The 3,799-nt window shown below is 69.4% G+C and carries 2 protein-coding genes; one reads left to right on the forward strand and one right to left on the reverse strand.

Going from position 1 to position 3,799, the window contains the following annotated elements:
- The first annotated feature begins 245 nt into the window (after positions 1 to 245).
- A complete protein-coding gene (locus E0E18_RS13670) occupies positions 246 to 1,754 on the forward strand; it encodes an LCP family protein (RefSeq protein ID WP_261796809.1) in 1,509 nt (502 codons plus the stop codon).
- 57 nt (positions 1,755 to 1,811) lie between these two features.
- Here E0E18_RS13670 and E0E18_RS13675 read toward each other — a convergent pair whose 3' ends face one another.
- A complete protein-coding gene (locus E0E18_RS13675; RefSeq protein ID WP_130841901.1) occupies positions 1,812 to 3,710 on the reverse strand; it encodes a bifunctional ADP-dependent NAD(P)H-hydrate dehydratase/NAD(P)H-hydrate epimerase in 1,899 nt (632 codons plus the stop codon).
- Between the last annotated feature and the right edge of the window lie 89 nt (positions 3,711 to 3,799).

The following is a 3,799-nucleotide window of genomic DNA, read 5'->3' on the forward strand; positions in this document are numbered from 1 at the left end:
CCGGCACCCCGGGCACGCCACGCCTTCCCCGCAGCTCCCGCCGCGGCACCCCGCGCAGGGCGGGAGACAGGACAGGAGACAGGGCAGCGGTCCCCGCGTCTGTCGGCGCCGCAGCGTCCTCCCCCGCGGACCGTCCCCGCCGCGCCCGGCGACGGGCGGCCGGGACGGCGAAGCGGTCCTCCGGTCCGCACGACCACCGTCAGCTCGGTTCCACACCGGTCAAGGTCGTCCTCAGCGTCCTGGCCGTGATCCTTCTCGTCGGCGGCGGATACGCGTACTCCGCGGTGGGAAGACTCTCGGGGAACCTGGCGACCACCGGCGGGCTCGACCTGGGGAACCAGGCCGACGGGGCCACCGACATCCTGCTCGTCGGCATCGACTCCCGCACGGACGCCAAGGGCAACCCCCTGTCACAGGATGAGATTGACATGCTGCGGGCAGGTGAGGAGGAGACCACCAGCACCGACACAATGATCCTCATCCGGATCCCCAACGACGGTTCCTCCGCGACCGCCGTCTCCCTGCCCCGGGACACCTACGTCAACGGTGGCGAGGAACTCGGCAACGTCAAACTGAACTCTGTCTACGGCAGTACGAAGTTCTACCGGGAGCAGGAACTGACGGAGAAGGCCGCGGCCGCCGGAGAGACCCCCGACGAGGCCCGGATCAGCTCGGAAGCGGTGCAGGCCGGCAGGGAGGCCCTCGTGAGCTCCATCGCCAACCTCACCGGAATCAGTGTGGACCATTACGCAGAGGTCGGTCTCCTGGGGTTCGTCCTGCTCACCGACGCAGTCGGGGGTGTGGATGTATGTCTCAACAACCCTGTCGACGAACCCCTGTCAGGGGCCAAGTTCCCGGCGGGACGACAGACACTTGACGGCAGAGACGCCCTGAGTTTCGTCAGGCAGCGCCACGACCTGCCCCGCGGGGACCTGGACCGGATCACCCGCCAGCAGGCGTACCTGGCCAGCCTGGCGAACAAGATCCTCAGCGCCCGGACCCTGTCCGACCCCGGTCAGCTGGGAAAACTCAACGACGCGGTGTCACGGTCGGTCACCATCGACTCAGGCTGGGACATCATGGGGCTGGCAACCCAGATGCAGAACCTCTCCGGGGGCAACGTCACCTTCCAGACCATTCCTGTCACCAGCATCGACGGAACCGGCGACTACGGAGAATCGGTGGTGACGGTGAATCCCGACCAGGTCCACGCCTTCTTCCGTACCCTCCTCGGTGACGACGGGTCCGGTGCCACGGAGACCTCCGCCGCACCGGAAGAGGAAATCCCTGACTACGATCCCGCCGAGTCCACGGTCTCGGTGCTCAACGCGGGCAATGTCGACGGTCTGGCGACCCGCGTCGGTGACCTGGTCGCCGGCGCCGGGTTCACGGTCGGTGAAGTCGGGAACCACACCGAGACCGGGGTCTCCGAGAGCCAGGTCAACGTCGCCGACGCCTCGGACCCCGCCGCCCGCGACCTGGCTCGCAAACTGGGTGGCCTCGAGGTCGTGGAGGATGCCAGCCTGGCACCCGGTCAGATCAGCGTCACCCTGTCCGGCACCTACGACGGCCCCGGAGACACCGCAGACGACACCCGGACCCTGTCCGGATCCGACGGCCCCGGTACCACGGGAACCACCGGTGGAACGACCAGCTCGGAGGACGCCGTAGGAACGCCCGGAACCACGGACGGCACGACGGACCGGCAGGCACCCATCTCCGCCGGCACCGACGGCCCCATGTGTGTGAACTGACCGGAACCGTCCCCCGACGGGCTGTCCTCACCGGTTCCCCCTTCACCGGCTCTCACTTCACCTCACCCGTCGGCGTGACCTCGACGGCGGTCCACTGCGCGCCCAGGCCCGCGGCACGGCGTCCGCGATCTTCGACGCCGACGTCGGGGCGTAACCCTCGGTAGTCTCCGCGGCCACCGCGGCGGCCGAGGCATGAAGTGCCGCCGCCTCACCGGCAGAGAAGACCTCACCGGGCAGCTGCGCGGCGCTGGCCGCCATCAGCGCCCCGGTGATCCCGGACAGCACATCCCCGGAACCCGGAGTCGCCCCCCACGACGTCCCGGCGTCGACACATGTCACCCGGATGCACGGTGCCGCTCCGGTCGACGCGGGGACCGCCCGGTCGACCACCACGGTGTTCCTGCCCTTGAGCAGCAGCGAACAGTGCATCACCCGTGACAGGGCGACTGCTGCCACGATGCGCCCCTCGGAGGGGTCAGGTACCGGCTCAACCCCCCGGGGCAGAGACCTGTTGACTGCTGCCGCCAGTCTGCGGAACTCCCCGGCGTGGGGGGTCAGCAGGGTCTGGCGGTCGGTTCCTCCCCGGAAGTAGTCCCCGGGCGACCTGGCGATCAGTGCCTCACGCAGGTCCGGGTGCGCGGCCAGCAGTGTGAGGGCGTCAGCGTCGACGAGCACGGGTTCCTGCCGTCCCAGCAGCTCCGCGAGCTCCGCGGCGGCCTCGTCCCCGGTTCCCCGTCCGGGACCGACGACCCACGCCTGCACCCGGCCGGTCTCCTCCACGGTCGGTGAGACAATGACCTCGGGAGTGGCGCGGAGCACTTCTGCGGCACCGGTCCCGACGTAGCGGACCATGGCACTGGTCGCCCGTACAGCCCCGGTCGTCGCCAGGACCGCAGCGCCCGGATATCTGTCTGATCCTGCACAGATCCCGACGACGCCGCCGGTGTACTTGTCGTCGTCCGGACCCGGTTCCGTCGGCCCGGAGAGACCTGTCGCCTTCAGGCCGGGTGACAGCAGGGGTGAGGTGTGCCCGTCACCGTGCGTGTCACCGTGCGTGTCGAGGTAGCCTCCCACACCGGTGGCCGGTGTCGGCCCGCGACGGTCGGGCACGGGCTCCACGGCAGCGAAGCCGATGTGGACACCCGGCTTTCCGCTCCACCAGGCGTCGAGCTTCTGCAGTTCACCGCCGATCGACCGTCCCGAATCCAGTGACGGGTCTGCGAGCAGCACCTGCCCACAGTGCGGGTTGACGGCGTGGACCCGGCGCCAGCCTCCGAAGGTCACGGTGACATCGGCGACGGCATGGGCGGGAACACGGTCGGTATGCCCGTCCAGTGGATCGGTGACTTCGACGGGCCCGGGGTCAGCGCCGGTGTCCGCGTCCGTACCCGAGGGGACGTCGACGGACAGCAGGGGAATCAACCGTCTACCGGCGAAATCGAGGACGGTGGCGGTCCGGGGATCCACTCCCCCGGACCCACCAGTCCCCAGGACCCCGTCGATGAGCAGGCGGTAGGGGCAGGGACGCCGTGTCCACAGGTCCGCGTAGCCGATGACGTGTCCGCCGGCCTCCATGAACGCCTCGAGGGCCCGGTCGTGGACGCGGACATCCCCGGTGTGTCGGTCCCGTCCGAGCAGTACGGCGTCCACCTGGTGTCCTCCTGCAAGGAGGTCACGTCCCGCATACAGGGCGTCTCCTCCGTTGCCTCCGGAGCCGACTGCGAGCAGGACACGTGCGGCGTCCTTCACCGGTGGGCACTGTCGCATGATCAGTCTGGCGGCGGCAGCGACTGCGGATGCCGCGGACTGCATGAGTTCATCGGGTCTGACCTGGTCATGGAGCAGGGGTTCTTCGGACCGCCGGATCTGGTCGACGGTGAACACGGTGGAGGTGTCTGCTGAAGTGTCTTCCGGGGAGTCTGTGACGGTGGTCGGGGTGGTGTCTTCGTGGCCCATGGCACCCACGCTACCGCCTGTACACGGGGCAGATGCCGTCACCGGGACGCCCCTCCCCCGTACGGTCGACGGCCCATTCAGCCCGGCCC

The organism is Corynebacterium neomassiliense, from assembly GCF_900626215.1.
Lineage (GTDB): Bacteria > Actinomycetota > Actinomycetes > Mycobacteriales > Mycobacteriaceae > Corynebacterium > Corynebacterium neomassiliense.